The organism is Sunxiuqinia rutila (assembly GCF_050589705.1).
Taxonomy (GTDB): Bacteria; Bacteroidota; Bacteroidia; order Bacteroidales; family Prolixibacteraceae; genus Sunxiuqinia; species Sunxiuqinia rutila.
Genome location: NZ_JBNGOT010000026.1, coordinates 1 through 18,660, shown reverse-complemented (window position 1 = coordinate 18,660; position 18,660 = coordinate 1). Strand labels below are relative to the sequence as shown.

Annotated in this window: 17 protein-coding genes and 1 other RNA gene; 9 read left to right on the top strand and 9 right to left on the bottom strand. The window is 45.0% G+C overall.

Annotated features, from left to right (window positions below; genetic code table 11):
* The first annotated feature begins 1 nt into the window (after nucleotide 1).
* From ACRD6K_RS19750 to ACRD6K_RS19730, 5 genes are all read left to right on the top strand, one after another.
* Nucleotides 2-1,033: a vWA domain-containing protein gene (locus ACRD6K_RS19750; RefSeq protein WP_430974641.1), complete on the top strand. Its 1,032-nt coding sequence runs from the start codon at nucleotides 2-4 to the stop codon at nucleotides 1,031-1,033.
* A complete protein-coding gene (locus ACRD6K_RS19745; protein ID WP_430974640.1) occupies nucleotides 1,030-1,842 on the top strand; it encodes a tetratricopeptide repeat protein in 813 nt (270 codons plus the stop codon). Before ACRD6K_RS19750 ends, ACRD6K_RS19745 begins: the two co-directional genes overlap by 4 nt.
* Before the next feature lie 53 nt (nucleotides 1,843-1,895).
* Nucleotides 1,896-3,710, top strand: coding sequence for a BatD family protein (locus ACRD6K_RS19740; RefSeq protein ID WP_430974639.1), 1,815 nt, complete (start codon nucleotides 1,896-1,898; stop codon nucleotides 3,708-3,710).
* Between the two features lie 11 nt (nucleotides 3,711-3,721).
* On the top strand, nucleotides 3,722-4,471 hold the full coding sequence (locus ACRD6K_RS19735; RefSeq protein WP_299577256.1) for a tetratricopeptide repeat protein: 750 nt from the start codon (nucleotides 3,722-3,724) through the stop codon (nucleotides 4,469-4,471).
* Between the two features lie 91 nt (nucleotides 4,472-4,562).
* Nucleotides 4,563-5,429, top strand: a complete 867-nt coding sequence (locus ACRD6K_RS19730; RefSeq protein ID WP_299577254.1) for an enoyl-ACP reductase FabI — start codon at nucleotides 4,563-4,565, stop codon at nucleotides 5,427-5,429.
* A 64-nt stretch (nucleotides 5,430-5,493) separates the two neighbouring features.
* On the opposite strand, the gene ACRD6K_RS19725 is transcribed toward ACRD6K_RS19730, so the two are convergent.
* Together ACRD6K_RS19725 and ACRD6K_RS19720 are read right to left on the bottom strand one after the other, a co-directional pair.
* Nucleotides 5,494-5,970 carry a hypothetical protein gene (locus ACRD6K_RS19725; protein WP_430974638.1) on the bottom strand — a complete coding sequence of 159 codons (477 nt, stop codon included), beginning with the start codon at nucleotides 5,968-5,970 and terminating at the stop codon, nucleotides 5,494-5,496.
* A 56-nt stretch (nucleotides 5,971-6,026) separates the two neighbouring features.
* Entirely contained in the window at nucleotides 6,027-7,022 is a 996-nt protein-coding gene (locus ACRD6K_RS19720) for a metallophosphoesterase family protein (RefSeq protein WP_430974637.1), read from the bottom strand.
* A 158-nt stretch (nucleotides 7,023-7,180) separates the two neighbouring features.
* Here ACRD6K_RS19720 and ACRD6K_RS19715 point away from each other — a divergent pair, with 158 nt between their 5' ends.
* Entirely contained in the window at nucleotides 7,181-7,570 is a 390-nt protein-coding gene (locus ACRD6K_RS19715) for a VanZ family protein (RefSeq protein ID WP_299577248.1), read from the top strand.
* Here the strand turns inward: ACRD6K_RS19715 and ACRD6K_RS19710 are convergent.
* Nucleotides 7,567-8,091 (bottom strand): UpxY family transcription antiterminator, encoded by a 525-nt coding sequence (locus ACRD6K_RS19710; RefSeq protein ID WP_430974636.1) that lies wholly within the window; start codon nucleotides 8,089-8,091, stop codon nucleotides 7,567-7,569. The genes ACRD6K_RS19715 and ACRD6K_RS19710 overlap by 4 nt on opposite strands.
* A gap of 341 nt (nucleotides 8,092-8,432) precedes the next feature.
* Between ACRD6K_RS19710 and ACRD6K_RS19705 the strand changes: the two genes are divergently transcribed.
* On the top strand, nucleotides 8,433-9,602 hold the full coding sequence (locus ACRD6K_RS19705; protein WP_430974635.1) for a glycosyltransferase family 4 protein: 1,170 nt from the start codon (nucleotides 8,433-8,435) through the stop codon (nucleotides 9,600-9,602).
* A gap of 235 nt (nucleotides 9,603-9,837) precedes the next feature.
* Here ACRD6K_RS19705 and ACRD6K_RS19700 read toward each other — a convergent pair whose 3' ends face one another.
* The 3 genes from ACRD6K_RS19700 to ACRD6K_RS19690 form a co-directional block, all read right to left on the bottom strand.
* Nucleotides 9,838-11,256: a capsule assembly Wzi family protein gene (locus tag ACRD6K_RS19700; protein WP_430974634.1), complete on the bottom strand. Its 1,419-nt coding sequence runs from the start codon at nucleotides 11,254-11,256 to the stop codon at nucleotides 9,838-9,840.
* A gap of 101 nt (nucleotides 11,257-11,357) precedes the next feature.
* Nucleotides 11,358-11,744: RNase P RNA component class A (gene rnpB, locus ACRD6K_RS19695), an RNA gene on the bottom strand.
* Between the two features lie 44 nt (nucleotides 11,745-11,788).
* Nucleotides 11,789-12,829, bottom strand: coding sequence for a Smr/MutS family protein (locus tag ACRD6K_RS19690; protein WP_299577240.1), 1,041 nt, complete (start codon nucleotides 12,827-12,829; stop codon nucleotides 11,789-11,791).
* Between the two features lie 71 nt (nucleotides 12,830-12,900).
* Here ACRD6K_RS19690 and ACRD6K_RS19685 point away from each other — a divergent pair, with 71 nt between their 5' ends.
* The gene (locus ACRD6K_RS19685) at nucleotides 12,901-14,136 is read left to right on the top strand and encodes an S-adenosylmethionine:tRNA ribosyltransferase-isomerase (protein WP_430974633.1); all 1,236 of its coding nucleotides are present in this window, start codon (nucleotides 12,901-12,903) and stop codon (nucleotides 14,134-14,136) included.
* A 450-nt stretch (nucleotides 14,137-14,586) separates the two neighbouring features.
* On the opposite strand, the gene ACRD6K_RS19680 is transcribed toward ACRD6K_RS19685, so the two are convergent.
* The 3 genes from ACRD6K_RS19680 to ACRD6K_RS19670 all read right to left on the bottom strand — a co-directional run bounded on the left by ACRD6K_RS19680 (nucleotide 14,587) and on the right by ACRD6K_RS19670 (nucleotide 16,982).
* Nucleotides 14,587-15,069: a transposase gene (locus ACRD6K_RS19680; RefSeq protein WP_430974632.1), complete on the bottom strand. Its 483-nt coding sequence runs from the start codon at nucleotides 15,067-15,069 to the stop codon at nucleotides 14,587-14,589.
* Between the two features lie 7 nt (nucleotides 15,070-15,076).
* The gene (locus ACRD6K_RS19675) at nucleotides 15,077-15,937 is read right to left on the bottom strand and encodes an IS110 family RNA-guided transposase (protein WP_430974631.1); all 861 of its coding nucleotides are present in this window, start codon (nucleotides 15,935-15,937) and stop codon (nucleotides 15,077-15,079) included.
* A 907-nt stretch (nucleotides 15,938-16,844) separates the two neighbouring features.
* Complete coding sequence (locus ACRD6K_RS19670; RefSeq protein WP_430974630.1) at nucleotides 16,845-16,982, bottom strand: hypothetical protein; 138 nt, start codon at nucleotides 16,980-16,982, stop codon at nucleotides 16,845-16,847.
* Nucleotides 16,983-17,688: 706 nt separating this feature from the next.
* Here ACRD6K_RS19670 and ACRD6K_RS19665 point away from each other — a divergent pair.
* Nucleotides 17,689-18,156 carry a hypothetical protein gene (locus ACRD6K_RS19665; RefSeq protein ID WP_430974629.1) on the top strand — a complete coding sequence of 156 codons (468 nt, stop codon included), beginning with the start codon at nucleotides 17,689-17,691 and terminating at the stop codon, nucleotides 18,154-18,156.
* Nucleotides 18,157-18,660: the final 504 nt, after the last annotated feature.

The window sequence follows — 18,660 nt, the reverse complement described above, 5'->3', positions numbered from 1 at the left end:
GATGGAAATGTTCAGATTTGCACATATTGAATACCTATACGCACTGGCCGTTATTCCAGTGCTCATCCTCCTGTTTTGGATTACACGACGAAGCCGGCGAAAAGCCCTCGAACGTTTCGGACAGCCGGAAACCATCAGCCAATTGATGCCCAACGTCAGCCGGTCACGACCGGTGGTTAAATTCATCATCTGGTTGCTGGCCATCAGTTCACTGATTGTGGCACTGGCCCGCCCTCAGTTTGGCAGCAAACTCAAAACAGTCAAGCGTCAGGGCGTGGAACTGATTATCGGTCTGGACGTGTCTAACTCCATGCTTGCCGAAGACATTCAACCTAACCGCCTTGAGCGGGCTAAGCGGGCTATTTCGCGTTTAATTGACAACCTGAGTGATGACAAAATCGGACTGATTGTATTTGCCGGCGATGCTTACACCCAGCTGCCAATTACCACTGATTATCCTTCGGCCAAGCTATTTTTAAACTCAGTGAGTACCGACATTGTTCCACGACAAGGAACAGCCATCGGTGCGGCCATAGAGCTGGCCCGGGTGTCTTTCAGCCCGCAGTTTGAAGGCAACAAAGCCATCATCATCATTACCGATGGTGAAAACCATGAAGACGATGCCATTGGTGCGGCTAAAGCAGCGGCCGAAAGTGGTATTATTGTGCATACCATTGGCATGGGATTACCCCAGGGAGGGCCCATTCCGGTTTCTGTAAACGGACAAAAGGACTACCGGAAAGACAAGGATGGCAAGGTGGTAATTACCAAGCTGAATGAAGAGATGCTGCAGCAAATTGCAGCAGCCGGAAGCGGCATTTATGTGCGTGCCAATAATGCTCAGGTAGGCTTAAACACCCTCTTTAACGAGATTGACAAGATGGAGGAAGCAGAAATGGAATCATTGGTTTATTCTGACTATGAAGACCAGTTTCAGTGGTTTTTAGGATTTGCCATCCTGATGCTTCTTGTTGATTTTCTGATTTTAGAACGGAAAAACAAATATTTGAAAAACATCAAACTATTTGGATGATGAAAAAACAAGTGATCTTACATACAGGACTTTTAATCTTTATGCTCTTGCTGGGCATCAGTTCGCAGGCCCAAAACGAACGGAAGTTCGTACGGCAAGGAAACGAAATCTTTGAACAGGCCTTGCAGGACACCACCCAAATTGACACGGTGGCATTTAGCCAGGCTGAAACGGCCTACCGCAAAGCCCTGGACAAGCGACCGGATGATTTGAAATGGAACTTCAACCTGGGCGATGCCTTGTATAAGCAAATGAAGTTTGAAGAAGCAACTTCCAAGTTTGAAGAGATTGCCGAGAAAAGCGAAGATAAGTATGAAAAAGCCCGGGCTTTCCACAACATGGGAAACTCGATGATGATGCAAAACAAACTGGATGAAAGCATTGAGGCTTACAAAAAAGCGCTTCGCAACAATCCGGATGACCTGGAAAGCAAATACAACCTGGTGTACGCCATGAACCTGAAAAAACAGCAGGAACAACAGCAACAGCAGCAACAACAAAACCAGGATCAGAATAAAGACCAAAACAAGGATCAGCAGGATCAGAATAAGGATCAACAGCAAAACAAAGACCAACAAGATCAAAACAAAGATCAGAACAAGGATCAAAATAAAGACCAGCAAAAGCAGAATCAAGACCAGAACAAACAAAACCAGCAGCAACAGCAACCTCAGCAGCAAAAAATTTCAAAGGAAAATGCGGAACGGTTGTTGCAGGCTCTGCAAAACGATGAAGAAAAAATTCAAGAGAAAGTAAAAAAAGCGAAGGCCGCCAAAGCGCAGCAACGCAAAACCGACAAAGACTGGTAGTTCATAATTTCTTACTTTTGCACCAAATTTTAGTCAAAGCATAATTAAGCACAATGATTAAAAAAATTATAGTCACACTATTGTTACTTATTCCGGCCTTTTTTGCCGATGCCGACAGCGTAAAGTTTAGCATGTCGGGGCCCAATGTGGTTTCTGTGGGCGAGCAGTTTCGTTTATCCTTTACCTTGAATGAACGTGGCTCAAACCTGCAGTTACCCGAAATCTCCAGTTTTGATGTACTTATGGGGCCCTCCACATCGCAAAGTTCCAGCATCCAGATCATCAATGGAAAAACGACGCAAACGGTCAGCTTTTCTTACATTTATATTTTGCGCGCCAAGGAGGAAGGTACTTTTACCATTCGCCCGGCCTCCATTCAGGTTGATGGCAAGGTATACGAGTCCAACGAACTCAAAATTCAGGTGGTAAAAGGCCAAAAGCCACAAACTTCTTCAGGCGGGCAGCAGCAACAGCAGCCTGCATCTTCAGCCACAAACATTGGCAAAGAAGATTTGTTTGTCAAAGTGGATCTGGATAAACGCCGTGTTTTTAAGGGAGAACAAATTATTGCCACCGTAAAAATCTATGTGGCTCCGGAAGTGCCCATTACCAGTTTCGATGATGTAAAACTCCCCTCCTACGCTGGATTCTGGACTCAGGAAATTGATATTCCCAATCAAATCAGCTTCACCCGCGAAGTGTTCGACAATAAAATTTACCAGGTGGGTGTGCTGAAGAAGACCATTCTTTTCCCGCAACAAACCGGAAAAATAACCATCGATCCCTTTGAAATTACCTGTCTGGTTCGTCAGCGTATTCGGCAACAGCGCAGCTTTTTCGATGATTTTTTCGACAATTATCGTACCCTTCAAGCCAAGGTTGTGAGCGACCCGGTTAGCGTCAACGTAAAAGAGCTGCCATCGCCACCTGCCAGCTTTGCCGGCGGAGTTGGAAAACTAAACTTCAGGGCCTCGGTTGACCGGCAGCAACTCAAATCAAACGAAGCGGCCACCTTGAAAATTACAATTTCCGGAAACGGAAACCTGCGACTGATTGATGCTCCCAAGGTTGAATTTCCGGCCGATTTTGAAGTTTACGACCCTAAAACCGATGAAAAACTAAAAGCTTCAACCAATGGACTTACGGGCACTAAAACATTTGAATACTTGTTTATTCCTCGATTTGCCGGCGAATACACCATTCCGCCCATCAAGTTTGCCTCTTTCAATCCTTCCACCGGAAAGTACAGCTACCAGCAATCGGACGAGTTTGTGCTGCAGGTTGAAAAAGGAAGCGACGACCAGAATACGACAGTAACCAGCGCGTATTCGAAAGAAGACGTGCGCTTTATTGGTAAGGACATTCGTTTCATCAAACAAGGGCAGTACAAGCTAAAAACCAAGGAATCGTCCTTCTTTGGAAGTCTGGCTTTCTACCTGATTTATCTTGGTGCCTTGTTGCTTTTTGCCATGGTTGCCTTGGTGTACCGAAAAAAGCTAAAAGAAAATGCCAACGTTCAACTGGTTAAAAACAAAAAGGCTAATAAAATTGCACGCAAACGCTTGAAAGCCGCTGCCACTCATTTGAAACAGAACCATGACGAGGCCTTTTACGAAGCCGTTCTGAAAGCTTTCTGGGGTTACTTAAGCGATAAGCTGAGCATTCCGGCAGCTGATTTAAATCGGGAAAATGCAACAGAATCGTTGAAAAAACGACAAGTTCAGTCAGAAATCATTTCCGAATTTATTCAGATTGTCGATACCTGTGAATATGCCCGTTATGCGCCAAGTGCGGTTGAAGGGACCAAGGAAGACCTTTACCAAAAGGCAGCAGCCTTGATGGGAAAACTGGAAAAACAAATTCGTTAATACCTGAAACAATGAAGACTATTTTTCAAATCATATTATTCGCTCTTTTTTCAGCAAATGCTGTGGCCCAAAACAGCCTGCTGGAAAAAGCCAACGAACACTACACCAAGCAAGAATACCAAGAAGCCATTGACACTTACCTGGAAATTTTGAACGGCGACCAGGAATCAGCCGAAGTGCATTACAACTTGGGAAATGCCTATTACAAAACCGGTCAGGTCACCCAAGCCATCATCAGTTACGAGCGAGCCAAGTTACTGGCTCCAAACGATGAAGACATTCAATTCAACCTGGATTTGGCCAATCAGCATGTGGTGGATGCCATCGATCCGCTGCCCCAGGTTTTCTTCGTGCGTTGGTGGCATAACATCGCCAATAAGTTTTCAACGGACGGCTGGGCAAAAATCAGTGTATTCTCCTTTGTCTTGTTTTTGTTGCTTGCCGGCATATTCTTTTTTACCCGCACAGTAGCCATCAAACGACTTTCATTCTGGTTTGGAATATTAATCGTAGCCATTTCCATTTTTAGTTTTAACTTTGCCGCGCGGCAGAAAAAACGCATGACTAGCCATAATTTTGCCATTATAACTCAACCTAGCGTAACCGTAAAGAGCTCTCCTTCCGAAACCGGAACGGATTTGTTTTTGATTCATGAAGGCCTAAAAGTCGAAATAAAAGACAGTTTAGGAAGTTGGCGAGAAATCCGAATAGCTGATGGGAACCAGGGATGGTTACCTGAAAACAGCATAGAGAAAATCTAAAAAACTGCCGGCAACTGCCGGTTTTTTTATTGTTTGATAATTTTTGACAACCATTTTAAAATAGAGTTGTTTAACTCATAAATTTAAAACCATGGCTTATAATTTACTTAAAGGTAAAAAAGGAATTATTTTCGGAGCACTAAATGCAGATTCCATTGCATGGAAAGTTGCTGAGCGCGCTCATGAAGAAGGAGCAACCTTCACATTAACCAATACTTCCGTTGCCCTACGTATGGGAAACACTGCAGAATTAGCTGAAAAATGCGGTGCTGAACTTATTGCAGCTGATGCAACTAATGTTGAAGACCTGGAAAACCTGGTTAAGAAATCGATGGAAGTACTGGGTGGAAAAGTTGATTTTATCCTCCACTCCATTGGTATGTCACCCAATGTTCGCAAAGGACGTCACTACAGTGATCTGGACTACAAATCGCTGGAGAAAACGCTGGACATCTCTGCTGTTTCATTCCACAAAGTATTGCAGGCAGCCCGAAAACTGGATGCAATCAATGAGTGGGGCTCTGTTGTTGCCTTATCGTATGTTGCTGCGCAGCGCACATTTTACGGATACAACGACATGGCTGATGCCAAAGCATTGCTTGAGTCCATTGCACGTAGTTTTGGCTACATCTACGGACGCGAGCGCAATGTTCGTATCAACACCATCTCGCAATCACCCACAGTTACCACTGCCGGAAGCGGCGTGAAAGGAATGGACAAACTGCTCGATTTTGGCGAACGGATGTCTCCACTTGGCAATGCAACCGGCGATGAGTGTGCCGACTACTGCATCACTCTATTTTCGGATCTGACCAGGAAAGTGACTATGCAGAACCTGTTTCACGATGGTGGATTCTCTTCGATGGGAATGAGCCTGAGAGCCCTTGAACAATACGAAAAAGGCTTGGACTGCGACTGTGAATGCGGAGATGCTGAAACCAATCACAAATACGATTAATCATCGGTATCAATCATACAAAAAAAGCGAAGCAGGAATCCTGTTTCGCTTTTTTTGGCGGCTACTAAGCCTTTAAAAACATCAGATCGTCCTGGTAATCGATCTGGATATCCTCATGCAGCTTGCTTAATCCAGTTTCAATTTTAGCCACCTGGCGTGCATAGATATTTTTCAGTGCCACATGACGCGATAAGGGAATTTTTGATGTTCGTACCCTTCGGCAAAAATAAACAAGCAAATCCAGCTCCGTGGTTTTAATCCCCGAATACTTGATGTATTTGTTGGTGTCCTTTAAAATTTTGCGCAGCCCTTTTTTGATCAGGTAAGTATTTTTCATGTTTATACCTTCAAACCCCAAATCAATCTCTTCCTTTACCGCCTCAATATAGCCCTGTTCATCATCGGCCTGAAAAAGCAAATAAGTAAGTAACTCCTTATTTTCCTTTTTGTATTTAGCCAGCCGAATGCACAAAGCCTGCAACTGTTCCGGCGGATAGATTTTCAGCTCGTCCCGCAATTCTTTAAGTGAAGAAGCTTTCATAGCATCTACTTCGTTTTAGTTCCAATGGGGCGTGAAAGTCCCCTTCTTTGTCCGTTCTATTTTTTTTCTGTAAAATCGGCCGGAAAATTTACCGGCAAAAGTTTATCGCCCGAACCTGTGCGAATCCAGCTTTCAAAAGCACGTTCGCCTTCCTGGAGTACAATCACCCGGGCACCGTTTTCCAAATCGCCGTAGGTTGTTTTCCCTCCTGAAAAGCGTCCGTAAGTAAGTGCCATGTCACGATAGTAGGCCATGTAGTCGTTCACATGGTCGTGCCCGACAAAGGTGCCCATAACATCGCCAGCCTGCAACATGGACGCCAACATGCCGGTGTTAATTTTCGGGGCGCATTCATCTTCGAAACGCACACCAATCGCCGGATTCTTTTCATTCCGGTAAGCTTCGCGGTATTCGGGCAAAGGAATATGAAAAAAAGCCAGGGCCGGCAAAACAGCTCCGTTCTTTTCCTTTTGCTTGCGGCTCTGCTGCTGATACCACACCACCTGACTTAAATCGAACCAGCCATAGCCGTCAACGCCTTCCAGCGTGCTGTACGCATTCGAATCCATGCAATAAAGCACCGCGGCATTCTCATCAGACGTTGATGACTTTACTTCCAACACATAGTTCCCGTAGCCATTTACCTTCTTAACTTTGGGTTGCAATAAGCTGTAAGGAATCTGGCGGATCATTTCCGTTAGTTCCGCACGCGATACGCCATGTTCATCATCATGGTTGCCAAAGACCACTGCAAAAGGAATTTCCCTTTCTACACAAGGGTTTAAGGCCAATTCCCATCCTTCCTGCACTGGCTTTCCGGTTACAATATCACCGGTATAAACCACCAGATCCGGCTTTTCCTGGTCCAGTATCTTGTCCATGGTTTCAAACGCAGCTTTTGAGGCCGGGTCTTTCGCCTTAATATGCATATCGGTAAACTGAACGATCTTAAAGGTTTGATCAGTATTAAACTGTAAACGATGCTCCTGACTCCATCCTGGAGTGGTTAGCATGACTAAAAGAATGAGTACGAAGTTCAAGCGTTTTTTCATAAGCTCCCTATTTATCGTTATTTTTGTCGGTTTCAAATAACAGCATTCCCACAACATAAAGCAAGCAATTGCAAAATTATCATTTTGACACTTTTTTATCAAAAAAGTCAAAACTTGCTGATAACAACAAAATTGACAACGAGACGTTTATTACAAACATGAAAAAAATATTCAACCACATCCCATTTCAGGTCAAAGTAGCCGTTACCATTCTTTACTTAGGAGTTATTGCCCTTCTTTCATTGCTTCCTGTCAAGGATTTGCCACAGGTGCCGCTGTTTCCCGGCGCCGATAAACTGATCCATGCCGGCATGTACTTTGTTCTTTCCGTGCTTAGTTTATGGACCTTTCATACCAGCAAAGTTGCACGCTGGAAATTGTATGCCTTTGTGATCAGCTGGGGTTTATTTATGGAGATTTTACAGATTCTGATGCGTTCAGGGCGTCAGTTTTCCATGCTCGATATTGTGGCTAACACCACCGGGGTTGTTCTTGGAATTGCCCTCTATAAAGTGCTGAATGCACAGCTTAAGCTACAACAGGCTTAGGGCTCAATGGGCTCTACTTTTTCAATTAAATCAATAGCAACATCAGCAAAAACGACACATCCAAGGCTTTCAAAACGCAGCACAATTCGTTTCTTTCCACGCACTTCCGCAATTTCTCCTTCAACGCCTTGGAGCACCCCCCCAACCACTTTAACTTTTTGTCCTTTTGTTACTGCCTCACTCGTAACACAAACCGAAGCATTCACCTTATCCAGGAACAAGCGCAGGTCTTCGAGCTGTTTCTCCGGAATTTCGGCGGCCACACCTCCAAAGGTTACATAAGCCACAACGCCGCTTGTCCGCAACACATCCGCATACTCAGCCTGGCTGACACGCACAAACAAGTACCCTTTCAAAAGAGGTTCTTCAACTACTTTAATCCGATCGCTCCATTTCTTTTTCTGGATACGAAGTGGCAAATAAGCTTCAATGCCTTTATACCTTAAATCCTCCAAGGCACGTTTTTCAGCTCTGGATTTGACATAAACGGCATGCCATTTGTATACCCCCTTTTTGATCATAGTAAAAAAACTTAAAGTTCTGACGCAACCATTGTTAAAAAAAAACATCAACTAAGAAGTTGAACCAGGGTTACCTTTTTTGTTTATTCGGAATTCATAATAAGTGAACATCCAATTTCGTTGGACAAAGGTATACATTTCAATGAATCGTTATAACGCTAAAAATAGAATTGACAGCAGATGATGGAATAAAACAAACGAATATGAAACGAACAAAAACCTGACAGACAAACGAATCATAACAAACCTGAAGTAGAATGAAAACAAAACGTTTTAATAACACAAAAAGCTGCTAAAAAACATATTCTCGATTTACCTTTGCACTTTCAAACTCGACTTTTATGACTGAATACTTGTTAAATATATTTGCTGCTATCACAGCAAGTTTCCTGCTTACTTATTTGTCAATTCCGCCAATTGTGCGCATTTCAAACGAAAAACACTTGTTTGACGAGCCCAATTCGCGAAAATTAAATAAAACAGCTATTCCTACCCTTGGTGGAGTAAGTATCTTCATTGGAGTAAGTTTAGGAGCCACCTTGTTTCTTGGAAGCCTGCATTTTTTTGAGCTTCGGTATATTTTTGCGGCACTGATTATGTTATTCTTCATTGGGCTAAAAGATGATATCCTGGTGATTTCTGCCCGCAAAAAGCTGATGGTTCAAATTGTTGCAGCCATCATTCTGGTTACCTTAGGAAATGTTGAGATTACCAATCTTTCAAACTTATTTTTCTTAAACCAGATTAGCGCATGGATCAGCATTCCGTTATCCTTCATGCTGTTGCTGTTCATCATCAATGCCATGAACCTGATTGACGGGATTGACGGCCTGGCATCCGGCATTGCCATTCTGGTTTCAGGTGTTTTAGGAAGCTGGTTCTTTGTTTCAGGACACATTCAATATGCCATTCTAAGCTTTGCCATTGCAGGTAGTTTACTGGCTTTTCTTCGCTATAACCTATGGGGAGGCGATAACAAAATTTTCATGGGAGATACCGGCTCTTTAATTTTGGGGGGGCTATTGGGAATTCTGGTCATTCAGTTTCTGAATTTGAATATCGCAGCGCCTACCTTGGTAAAAATGCAGAATGCACCGGCCTTTGTCCTGTCTCTGCTGATCGTTCCTGTAACCGATACGTTACGGGTATTCACGATCCGGATTTACCAAAAGCGGTCTCCTTTCTCACCCGATATGAATCACATTCATCACCTGCTGATTCGCTCAGGCATGAAGCATATTCAGGCCAGCTCATTTTTGGTTTTATACACCGCCTTTTTTGCTGCGTTTACGCTGGCAACAGCAACCTATTTGTCAAGCACCATCAGTTTTATGCTAGTGCTTGGAATGAGCTTTGGCGCCATCGCCCTGCTGAAAAAACGGACGGATAAGATTACGGAAAGAAGAGAGCAGCAAATCCGGCTTACCCGCCAAATTCTGTCAACAGGCCTTCCTTTACAGGAAGATCCGTTCCATATTCTGGAAACAAAGAAGAAGATTTATCAGAATTAACAGGCTTCGAAAAAGCTTGTTGGCAACATTTCCACAATCAGCTAATGGGTTTAGCTGCCGGGCAATTAGTGCCCAGGCCAACTATTTCAATTAGTCAATCAATGGAAACGCAAGACGGCTATTGAATGAATAGCTTCACGTAGAGCTTCCAGACAGACCAGTAATCAATGTAAGTTTATTGCCTTATCCGATTCGATCAGGATAAAGTTTCCCAAGCTAATCGCACGGCTCGTGCTTATTTCAAGGTAAACCGCACACGCAGTTCGGCACCAAAGCCCGAATCAAGCACTGCTCCGTTATCGTAAGCCAGTTTCAACGAAAAGGCCAGAGGCTTGGTGGGTAGATAATAATCGACCTGTGCAGCCAGCGACAACAATTCTTTCGGTCGAGGATACTCAGCCCAATGTTGTCCGTAGTGTTTGGAATAAGTTGCCAGGGTTTTCCAGCCAATTTGCTCCGACAGCCAGCCATTCATGCCTTGATGAACAGCCCACAGACGGGTGTTGGGAAATCCACTGGAAACACCATCCGCATTGAATCCGGGAATAAAAAGCGGTAACCCCACCATGCGATCATAGCTGACAAAGCCCGACCGGTAGACACTGTTGTTGAAATAATTGTCGCGCCCATTCCCCATCACCTCACCAGGCTTATCCGGATTGGGCTCTTTGTGGTACTTTCCACTTTGATGGCGCGTGTTGACATACTCAATAACCATTGCTTCCAAAGGCTGGTAAGGCTGGTGCTGTTTCCAGGAAACGCCCCAGAGTCCATCGGGCATATTTTCGAAACGCGTGCCGGAACCATCCTCCCAGGGATGCTGCCAGTAGAGCTCAACCGAGCTGTTTTCGGCTTCGCGGGTAAGCGAAAACGCATAATTACCCAATTGGTTTCCTGCAACATTATTCTGATCTGTCTCCGGCGCATTTTCGCTTCCGGTATGTCCCAAAACGTATCTCAGGTAATCTTCAAATCCCGGAAGTTCTCCATGTGTTGGAGAGGTCCCTCCCCAAAAAACCCAATGATCCAGTCCAAGCGACAAGCGCCATCCTTCAGCAATCGTATAATTCATATCCAGCCGCTTGTGGTGCAAATTCGCATCGTCCACAATCCGGTCATCCAGCAAAAAATATTCGTTGTACTCGAAGTCGAAGGCAAAACGACTAAGCCATCCCGAACGAAACAGCTGAAAGTTGGTCGTTCCGAAGCCCACACGCGGCATCGGACGCGCATTGTTCGACAAATACATATTTCCATTGGTCATACTCAAGCCATTGGCGAAAACCGGTTCCCCCTTGGCGCCCGCATGCAGGTACCATCCTTTATAGTGCAGCCGTCCCCAGTATTCATTGGGTTGAAGCACGGCATGTTCCGACAAACGTCCAGCCACACTCAGTCCATACGACAACTGCCATTGCTCCGGATCGAGTTCCTGAGGTTGCTGCAGCAAATGCAGGACAACGAGTTGTTGAAATGCGTCTGAGCCATCAACCATGCCCAGCTGGTTCATCTGCATCCAAAAAGGAAGCTGATTACCGGTAGAAACAAGCGTTCTTGACTCCAGACTTAAAGCGGGTTTGTTTGCTGTGTTTTGAGCCAGCAAACCCAAGGATAACAATAAAGGAAATACGAGTGTGACTATTTTCTGTACCATGGAATTGTAATGCTTTTGACACCATGCAGCGATGTCCTAAAACTAAACAAACTATTTGCACACAAAAGTGATGCGAATAGTTTGTTCGTTTGTTTTTAATTTTAAAAAGCAGACCTATAAGCCGGGTTCTGTATTCTCCGTCAGAAGACGAAGAACCTCTATCATTTATCTGGCCGCAGCATCACTGCTACGATCTAGCAACCTACCCCTCACGACTTTCAACCAAGTTGAAATGGAACGGGCCGCCCCTGGTCGTGATATATTTGGTCTTGCAACCCATGAGGTGTACGGCTTCCGAAGTTACCTCCGGAACCGGTGAGCTCTTACCTCACCTTTTCACCCTTTCCCCGACGAATCGAGGTGGTTATTTTCTGTTACACTACTGCAAGCTTTCGCCCGCCTTCCCATTAAGAAACATGGTGCCCTGCGTTGCCCGGACTTTCCTCCTTCCCCGATTGCTCAGGAAAAGCGATAGAGCGGTCTGCCCGGCAAAATTATGAAAAATGCTGATATTCCAGCACCCTGATGCCGTTTATTTTCTTAAAATAACCATTGTGGCGCCGTAGCCATATTCCTGAAAACTGGCATCTTGAAAGGCATATCGTTTGTATTTGTGCGACAGCTCACGACGGAGCTCTTGTTTCAAGGTTCCATGGCCTAAACCATGAATGAAAACCACCTTTTTCACCTGCTTTTTGATCGCTTCATCCATCTTTTCGTGAAAATGCTTCATCTGCAAGTCCAGCATTTCCTTGTTGCTTAGCCCTTTTGTATTATCAATCAGCTCATGAATATGCAAATCAACTTCCAGCAAATCGGTATTTTCAACCACCGGCTTAACCTTGCGTGCCGGTTCTTTCTGGCGAACCACTTTTTTCACTTCCTTTTCGGTCAGGTTCTCTATCGCCTTTTCCATGGCCGACTGGTTTAACTTCACCAGCATGGCCTTCTCGGTAAAGAAATCATTGGCGACAAAGCTGCCGGTTTTATAAAACTTCACCGGGTTCACTTTTACTGACGCTTCTACCGGCTTTTCCAGTCGGCTGGATTGCTCGCGAAAGCAAATCAGCTGGAAAAAGTACTCGGGCAGTCCGGCAATATCCACCTGGGCAATCGAATCGAGCCACAATTTGGTGTTGGGCTCCAGTTCTCCGGCTTCCTTGCTGGTGTATTCATTGTTTTTAAACTCTGAAAAATGATAGAGCACCGAAAAATTACTATCGTTGATTAAATACAGTTTAATGGATCCCTCCAACGGATTCCGGCTGTTGTCCGGCACAAAAGCCAACTGGAAATTCGGCTCATCGTTGCCTGCAATCATCACCGGGCTGGCTTTAACCGGCTCGGGTTCCGGAGTTGGTTTTTTCGGGCTGGCCTGCGCGGCAAACTGTTCAACCGAAGGTTTCTGGTTGATGTCCAGCTCTTCATTCACCACAACCAACTCGGTTACCAGGGTTGGAATTTCAAACCCATCGTCATTTTCAACATGAACCAGGGATTTGCTGATTATCTTGGTCACGATGCCTCCGCCGACATCATTCATAAACTTTACCCGATCTCCTACTTTTATCATTTCGTTCTATTTTTACTACAAAATTAAGAACAATTTTAACCGAAAATAATTATTCCGTACTTTTGCGGCCCATGAATGAAAAATCAGTCATAAAACCTGTTTTTAATCAAAGTGCTCAGGCCTTGAACTATGAGTTACCCGACAACCGGATTGCCAAATATCCGTTGGACGAGCGGGATGCCTCGAAATTGTTGGTGTGGAAAAATGGCGAAATCAGCGATGCCAGCTTTCGCTCCATTGCCGATTACCTGCCGGAAAAAAGCCTGCTGGTTTTCAACAACACCAAAGTCATTCGAGCACGTTTGCCTTTTCAGAAAAAAACAGGGGCCCAGATTGAAATCTTTTGCCTCGATCCGGAATCGCCGGCTGATTACCAGGTCGCTTTTCAGCAAACCCAAAAGTGCAGCTGGAATTGCATGGTGGGTAACCTGAAAAAGTGGAAAAATGAACCGCTGGAGAAAGAGGTTCTGGTAGATGGAAGGCCTGTTACGCTGGTGGCCAGCAAACAACAGCAAACTCCGGGCAATGTGGTGATTGAATTTAGCTGGAACGATGCGACGGTTGATTTTGCTTCCTTGATTGAGGCCAGCGGCATCTTGCCCATTCCCCCCTACCTGCACCGCGATACGGAGGCCAGCGACCTGGAGCGTTACCAAACCATTTACTCGAAAATTAAAGGTTCGGTGGCTGCGCCAACAGCCGGACTGCATTTTACCGATTCGGTTTTTGAAGCGCTGAAGAAAAAATCCATTTCCCTGGCCGAAGTGACCCTGCATGTTGGTGCCGGAACATTTAAGCCCGTCAAAGCGGCTACCATTGCCGAACACGAAATGCATGCTGAAAAGATCGTGGTTTCGCGTCCGTTGCTGGAGCAGCTTTTACAACACGAAGGGCCGTTGATTGCCGTTGGAACCACCTCCATCCGTACGCTGGAAAGTCTTTACTGGCTGGGGGTAAGCTTGCTTGAAAACAAGCAGCTTTCGCCCGAGAACCTCACCGTTGAGCAATGGTCGCCTTACCGCAAGGAGGAAAAACCGGCCGTAAAAACGGTGCTGAATGCCCTGCTGACTTACCTGGATGAAAACCAACTGAGTCACCTGGTGGCATCCACCCAAATCATTATTGTTCCGGGCTACGAATTTCAATTGGTCGATGGCATGATTACCAACTTTCACCAACCCCAAAGTACCCTCCTCTTGCTCATTTCAGCCTATTTGGGCGACGACTGGCAACGGGTTTACCAGCACGCGCTGAACAACAACTACCGCTTTCTGAGCTATGGCGACAGCAATTTGTATTTGAAGTAAAGTGAGAGTCAGTTTTCGGTTGTCAGTTGTCAGTTGTCGGTTGTCGGTTGTCATCATTTTTATGCTCTGTGGTTAGAAGGCTTGTCATTGATCGTCATTATTTGTCAATCATGGTCATTCATTGTATGCTCGATTCTCACTATTTTCCATTTGACTTCGTGTGTTCTTTTCTTCGCAGTTCTCTTTGCGTCTTTGCGGTTAAAAAGGAGTGTTGTCAGTTGTCGGTTATTCGGATTGTTCGTGCCCTCGTGCGTTCTTGACTTCGTACCTTCGTGCCCTCTCCCTTCTCCCTGCTGCCTGGCTCATCTGCTCACTTCTCCTTAACCCATCCGTCCCGGTTCCCGGGCCACCTTCCCTTCGAGAATGGAAGGAAATCCAACCACTAGCGTAAGGTGCGTTTCATAAAACCTACTATATAACTCTTTTTAGAGTATTGCTTATCAGTGAGTTTTAGGAGGCTGTTTTTAGCTTGGTTAACTGTTTTTCCAAATAAGCTATTTTCCTTTTTCTCCATATTTTCTGTTCCGAATTGGTTAGATTTTTGTCGTACGATCTTTGTTGCTTAATCATTGCGTATATTATTCTGGCTAATTTGTGGGCTGTTGCAACAACTCCTCCTCTTTTGCCAAGACGGGCTTTCATTCTTCTTGCATAGTCGCCCATTGGGCCTTTATTTTGGGACATACTGCAACATGCCATCCTCAATGTTTGCCCGGCATGGTTTTTTTTCTTTTGCATTTTGCTACTGATTATTTTTCCGCCGGTGATTTTCGTATTGGGAGACACATTCAGCCATGCCGAAAAGTGCTTCCCGTTTTTCCATTTGCTCATGTCTGTTCCTATTTCCGATATTAGTTCAACTGCGCTAACTTCACTGATCCCGTCAACCTCGCACAGATCAACACCAACAATAGCCTTTAAGACAGGCCGCACATTAAAGTTAAACTCGTTTTTTCTGGGCTTTTTTTTTACTCGTTACCTCTGTAATATCACCATCTTTCATTTTTGCCGTGATGGACAACAATGTTTCCTCGATTTTAGAATCACATTCTTTTATCTGAGATTGATAAAAATGGTACTCCTGACAGGCCTGTTTGAGCGTAAACAGATGTTCATCTTTCCAAATACCGGTCAATGATTTTTTTATTTCTTCGTCACTGGCCTTGATGCGACGGTCCTTCATGCAAATCAATTTATCAGGATCTCTTTCCCCGTTTACGATGGCAGAGACCATCTTCATTCCGGTTTTTCCCAAAATGTCGCTGATGACCACATGCAGTTTAATGTTCATTAGTTCAAGCGATTTCTGCATTCGCCTGGCACAGTCTGCCCCCATAGTCACAAGTTTCTTCCGGTGGCGGACATACGTACGCAAGACCCGCGTATCAATATCGGGTTGAAAGCTCTTTTGCAATAGCCCGCAACTGTGGAGCTTTTGGATCCAGATGGCATCGGTGTCGTCTTTTTTCCTGCCCGTAACATTCTTGACATGTTTCGCATTTACCAGATAAGGTTCGATGCCGGCTTCTTCTAACAGCACATACAGACAAAGCCAATAAACACCTGTGCTTTCCATTGCGACCGTGGTAATTCCTTCGGAGCCCAGCCACCCTACAAGTTCGTGCAAATCCTGGGTAAAGGACTTGTATTCCCTGGTTTCAAACCCGCCATTCCCATCCATGATCGCAACATCATGTTTGGTATCGCCAATGTCAATTCCCGCCGCATGGAAATTGTAAACAGGCAGCCCTTGTGTAAACTTCCTTTTTGGGGGATGGGAAAACTCATCTTTCTTTTTCATAATTGAATCTTTTATAGACCTGAATGGGCACAAGAAAAAATGAAATTTGATCTACTATACGGTGTCTTTAAAAGCATCCTGTCGGAATTTCAATGATGCGCCCAACCCAAACTTAGTAAGGGATTTGGATCCATGGTTGACCCGGGTTTTGCTCAGGTCTGGTTTACCCACAAGTTATCTGTTTCGAAGTTTGATTCCAAAAAATCACGGGGGACTTAGTAGCACTATTCAATTTTTCACAAAGCAAACCTTATTACCTTATTCAAAGAGGATATCTACTATTATCAAATACGAATTAAGTCGGATTAAAATAAGGAAATAAGGTTGATCTTTTGGGGGCTGCTTCTTACTACTAAGGTTTAACGAAAAATAAGCTTTATTGGATTCCTCCTTTAACCTTTCTCCTTGATTCTTTAACCTTTTCAGTTCTCTTTGCGACTTTGCGGTTAAAAAGGAGTGTTGTCAGTTTTCGGTTTTCGGTTGTCAGTTGACGGTAGTTCCTGAGTTCGTGACTTCGCGACTTCGTACCTTCGTGTCCTCGTGCCTTCGGTTATCCGCTTTGAGCGTCTTCCTGAACTTGTTTCAGGATCTGTTATTGGTCAGAAGTTGTCGGTTTTGATTAAACGCTGACAGGACCTTCCGACGCTGTCAGGTTGTGGGCTACCGTTTGCCGATGCGCTCTTTTCTCCTCCTTTTCGCCAAGGAGGAGTGGCACCGGTTTACCGGTGACGAGGTGGTTTTGTTATTAAGGCTTCAGTGTAAACGAGGCTTTTCATTTCTTGCGGTGAAGTTGGAAATAGAATCTCCGTAACTGCCTGATTAAATAGGTACAGCTTATTTCAAAACTCTCCCCAAGCCCGCTTTGCAGGCTTTTCCCCTCTCTTTAAAAGAGAGGGGAAGAGTCGGTTTAATCCGCTAGGATTGAAAACGACTCCGGGGAGAGTTTGATTAAAACAAAATCGGTTCCTCGATCACTGTTTACTGGATGATTCACCTGCCCCGCTTCTTCCTTGCTCTTTGCCCCATGCGCTCTGCTCTTTTCCATCAAGCAACCTTGTCCTTTTGGCTTAATCCAAAAGAACGAAAAGATCAAGGCAGACGATGCTTTTCACCTGCCGGTGAAGTTGGGGAGTTAGGTTTTGCTAGCTTCGGCCTTCGTGAGTTCGTATCCTCGTGTCTTCTTTCTTCGCGTTCTCTTGGCGACTTGGCGGTTAAAAAGGAGTGTTGTCAGTTGTCGGTTATCGGTTGTCAGTTGTCAGCAGTTCCTGAGTTCGTGCCCTCGTGCGTTCTTGACTTCGTACCTTCGTGCCCTCTCCCTTCTCCCTGCTGCCTGGCTCATTTGCTCACTTTTGGGTAACCCATCCGTCCCGGTTCCCGGGACACCTTCCCTTCGAGAATGGAAGGAAATCCAACCACTAGCGTAAGGTGTGAAATCTTGTTCTTTCGGCGAAATGGAGAAGTTGGATGTTGACAGTTTCATGCCCTCGTGCGTTCGTGCGTTCTTGACTTCGTGCGCTCTTCTCACTCAAGTCTCTCGACTCAACGACTGTTTTCGACGAGTAAGTCAGAAGAAATGATCATGAAAACCAATGCTTTTTGCTTTTGTTTGAGGGGCAAAAATGTTCGTTCATGAGTCGGGAGGGCTCATTATAGGCTTAAAATGGTCAGTTCATGAAATTTATGGTAAATTCTTATGAGAGATGAAAAAGAACATTTAACTTTTAGTCACTAATCATTTAATACCTAAACAGATGGAAAATAAGATTAATTACCAGTTGCCCGACACCGTGGCCGAAGAAGCAGCAAACCACATCAATGAAGCCATTACTTTGCTGAAACCTTACCTGATTGCCTTAAATGCCGATGAGCGGATGGCGCTACCGAAAATGAGCGATGGCACCGCCCCCTTTGTCGAAAAATGCCTGGATTATTCCAACAGCGATCCCCAGTTTGCACCTCCTTTCCTCGATGTTGAAGGTTTCAAGAACGACATGGATAGCTGGGAGAAACTTATGGCGGTCTTGCGCCCGGTGCAGCAGTTGGTGTTGAACCTGGATGACACCACCACGCAAGCCGGATCGGAAAGCTACACCGCAGCACTTACTTATTACAACTCGGTGAAACAGGCCGCCAAACTCAGTATTCCCGGCTCAAAAGCCATTTACGAAGATTTGCGGAAACGATTTGCCAGCAATGGGCCAAGGAGTTCGGCCGAGTAGAACGAACCAACAGCAGGGAGAGCCAAACAGCAAGCCAATTCCGGTTTGTTGTTTTAGCTTCGCTTCAAAAGAGCGCCAGTAAGCTTGCCCCCGGTTAAAACCAAGTGCATTCAGCTTGCGACCGAACTGCCGGAGCTAAAAACCGCTTTCAAGCAGCTTTTGGGTGCGCGGGTTCGGTTCCGACCTGCTCTAATTCACCTTTTTGCCGAATCAATTCACCTCAGACCCGAATGAGTTTGGTTCAGACCCGAATTAATTCATGTTTTACCCGAACTAATTCACCTCCAAGGGAACTGAATTCGGTCTTAACCCTCGCGAGTTCATGTTCAACCTCCGCGAGTTCGGTTTGGAGGTGGGGAGGGGTACCTCAGAGGTGGTGGGGGGTACCTCGGAGGTACCCCCCTGAGGTGTTAAATAGAAAATGCTTGGTAGTGTTCATTAAACTGTGTCAATTATATTTTGCTATTAGAGTTTTAGTTTGCATCGTTCTCCAAATTTGATAAT